The 2,927-nt window shown below is 55.8% G+C and carries 2 protein-coding genes and 1 pseudogene; 1 reads left to right on the forward strand and 2 read right to left on the reverse strand.

Features of this window, described 5'->3' with window-relative positions:
- Window positions 1-104: 104 nt before the first annotated feature.
- Window positions 105-842: pseudogene (locus tag ACOTX1_RS23655) on the reverse strand (alcohol dehydrogenase catalytic domain-containing protein); the annotation flags it as partial.
- Window positions 843-936: 94 nt separating this feature from the next.
- The gene (gene tet(D), locus ACOTX1_RS23660) at window positions 937-2,121 is read right to left on the reverse strand and encodes a tetracycline efflux MFS transporter Tet(D) (RefSeq protein WP_001039466.1); all 1,185 of its coding nucleotides are present in this window, start codon (window positions 2,119-2,121) and stop codon (window positions 937-939) included.
- Window positions 2,122-2,216: 95 nt separating this feature from the next.
- Here tet(D) and tetR(D) point away from each other — a divergent pair, with 95 nt between their 5' ends.
- Window positions 2,217-2,873 carry a tetracycline resistance transcriptional repressor TetR(D) gene (tetR(D), locus tag ACOTX1_RS23665; protein WP_000113282.1) on the forward strand — a complete coding sequence of 219 codons (657 nt, stop codon included), beginning with the start codon at window positions 2,217-2,219 and terminating at the stop codon, window positions 2,871-2,873.
- Window positions 2,874-2,927 lie beyond the last annotated feature (54 nt).

Genomic DNA, 2,927 nt, shown 5'->3' on the forward strand with positions numbered 1-2,927 from the left:
GAATGATGTCACGCTGAAAATGCCGGCCTTTGAATGGGTTCATGTGCAGCTCCATCAGCAAAAGGGGATGATAAGTTTATCACCACCGACTATTTGCAACAGTGCCGAACAGGTTTGTCATAATCATTGGGATTAATGCAGTCTGTGGCGCCGAACTGTTTTGCCAGCTCAAACTTGGATGGATTGGTATCGATGGCAAAGATGCGCCCCGCTTTTGCCTGACGTGCGCCCTGCACCACGGCCAGCCCGATACCGCCGAGGCCGAATACCGCCACAGAATCCCCTTCCTGTACCTTCGCGGTATTGTGTACCGCGCCGATCCCGGTGGTCACGCCGCAGCCGAGCAGGCAAACCTGCTCCGCATTGGCCTGCGGATTGATTTTCGCCAGTGATACTTCCGCCACAACGGTATATTCGCTGAATGTCGAGCAGCCCATATAGTGATAGAGCGGCTGACCGTTATACGAAAAACGGCTGGTGCCGTCCGGCATCACGCCTTTGCCCTGGGTTTCGCGGACGGCAACACAGAGGTTGGTTTTACCGGAGGTACAGAAATCACACTCGCCGCACTCGGCGGTGTACAGCGGGATCACATGGTCGCCCGGTTTCACACTGGTCACGCCCTCACCGACCTCAACCACCACCCCGGCACCTTCATGGCCGAGCACCACCGGGAACAGACCTTCCGGATCATCACCGGAAAGCGTGTAGGCATCGGTATGGCATACCCCGGTGTGACTGATTTTCACCAGCACTTCACCTTTCTTCGGCGGTGCCACATCAATTTCAACAATTTCAAGGGGTAAACCCGGCCCGAAGGCGACTGCTGCGCGTGATTTCATAACGGTTCCTCTGTGTCTGAGGCTTATCATGGCAGGCGATAAGCACGAATGCCGTCCACCATACCGCACAACAGCGCTGCCTGTATAGCGCCGGTCAGCAGGTGGCCGCCACCGGTGCCGGTTTTCTGATCAGCAGACAGATTGCCAGCAGCAGACCGTACAGTGCCGTGCCAATCAGCCACACCGTACCGTCCGCACTCTGCTGTGTCTGACTGAAAATAAAAGCAAACAGCAGCGGGCCCGCCACGCCGGTCAGATTGGTCAGGCTGACCAGCACACCCTGTAGTTTTCCCTGATTTGCCGCCGATGCCCCGGCAGAGATAATGCCCTGCAATGCAGGCAGTGCAATTCCGCCGCCTGCCAGCAGGATCAGGACCGGATACACCATCCATCCGGAAGTGATAGCAGACATCAGTAAAAACGCGGTGGCATCGGCAATAAATCCGGCGAAAATAATGGTTTTCTCACTCAGCCGTTTTGCCAGCGCCCCGGCAACCACCGCCTGAAACAGTGCATGCATCGCCCCGAGTCCCGCCAGTGAAAAACCGACCGCCGCGCTGTCCCAGGCAAAGCGGCTCTCCGTAAACAATACCCAGACAGTGGCCGGGATCTGCCCGATAAGCTGCGCGGTAAAAAAGACAAACAGCAACAGCGCCAGAGGTTTAAGCAGTGTGATAAAGCTGATACCTGCGCTTTCTTGTTTCTGCTCCGCCGGTTTTTCTTCTGTCTGTACCGCCGGTTTAAAGATAAAAAAGACCATCAGAAAGGTGCAGGCATTCAGTATTGCCGCAATGACAAACGGCAGATGCGGTGAGATATCCCCCGCCAGTCCGCCGATAGCCGGCCCGGCAATCAGCCCGGCACCAAAGGCCGCACCGAGACGGCCGAACCAGGCGGTACGCTCGCTGACCGCCGTGCTGTCCGCCACTACCGAAGCCGCAACCGCGCCGGTGGCACCAGTGATCCCGGAGATAATCCGCCCGAGATACAACATCCACAGCACATTGGACAGTGCCAGCAGTGTGTAATCAAACGCGGCACCCGCCAGGGATAACAGCAGCACCGGTCTGCGCCCCAGCTTATCTGACCATCTGCCCAGCAGCGGAGCAAAACAGACCTGCATCACCGCATACAGCGCCAGCAGAATGCCGTAATGGTTTGCCACATCCGCTTCCGGGAGATATTCCCGCAGCAGTGACGGTAATACCGGCATGATCAGACCAATTCCCATCGCGTCCAGCAGTGTAATCACCAGCGCGATGACAGCGGGTTTATTCATTTTTCAGATCCTGTGTTAATTCCCTATCATTGATAGAGTTGGAATATATCCCTATCAATGATAGAGTGTCAATCTGAAAATCGGAGGAGACGGTCATGGCACGGCTGAACAGAGAATCGGTTATTGATGCGGCACTGGAACTGCTGAATGAGACAGGGATTGACGGGCTGACGACCCGCAAGCTGGCGCAGAAGCTGGGAATAGAACAGCCGACACTTTACTGGCATGTGAAAAATAAACGGGCGTTACTGGATGCGCTGGCGGTGGAGATCCTGGCGCGTCATCATGATTATTCACTGCCTGCGGCGGGGGAATCCTGGCAGTCATTTCTGCGCAATAATGCAATGAGTTTCCGCCGGGCGCTGCTGCGTTACCGTGACGGGGCAAAAGTGCACCTCGGCACCCGCCCTGATGAAAAACAGTATGATACGGTGGAAACCCAGTTACGCTTTATGACAGAAAACGGCTTTTCACTGCGCGACGGGTTATATGCGATTTCAGCGGTCAGTCATTTTACCCTTGGTGCCGTACTGGAGCAGCAGGAGCATACTGCCGCCCTGACCGACCGCCCTGCAGCACCGGACGAAAACCTGCCGCCGCTATTGCGGGAAGCGCTGCAGATTATGGACAGTGATGATGGTGAGCAGGCCTTTCTGCATGGCCTGGAGAGCCTGATCCGGGGGTTTGAGGTGCAGCTTACGGCACTGTTGCAAATAGTCGGTGGTGATAAACTTATCATCCCCTTTTGCTGATGGAGCTGCACATGAACCCATTCAAAGGCCGGCATTTTCAGCGTGACATCATTC

Source organism: Enterobacter cloacae complex sp. IR5401 (genome assembly GCF_049238425.1).
GTDB classification, from domain to species: Bacteria; Pseudomonadota; Gammaproteobacteria; order Enterobacterales; family Enterobacteriaceae; genus Enterobacter; species Enterobacter hormaechei_C.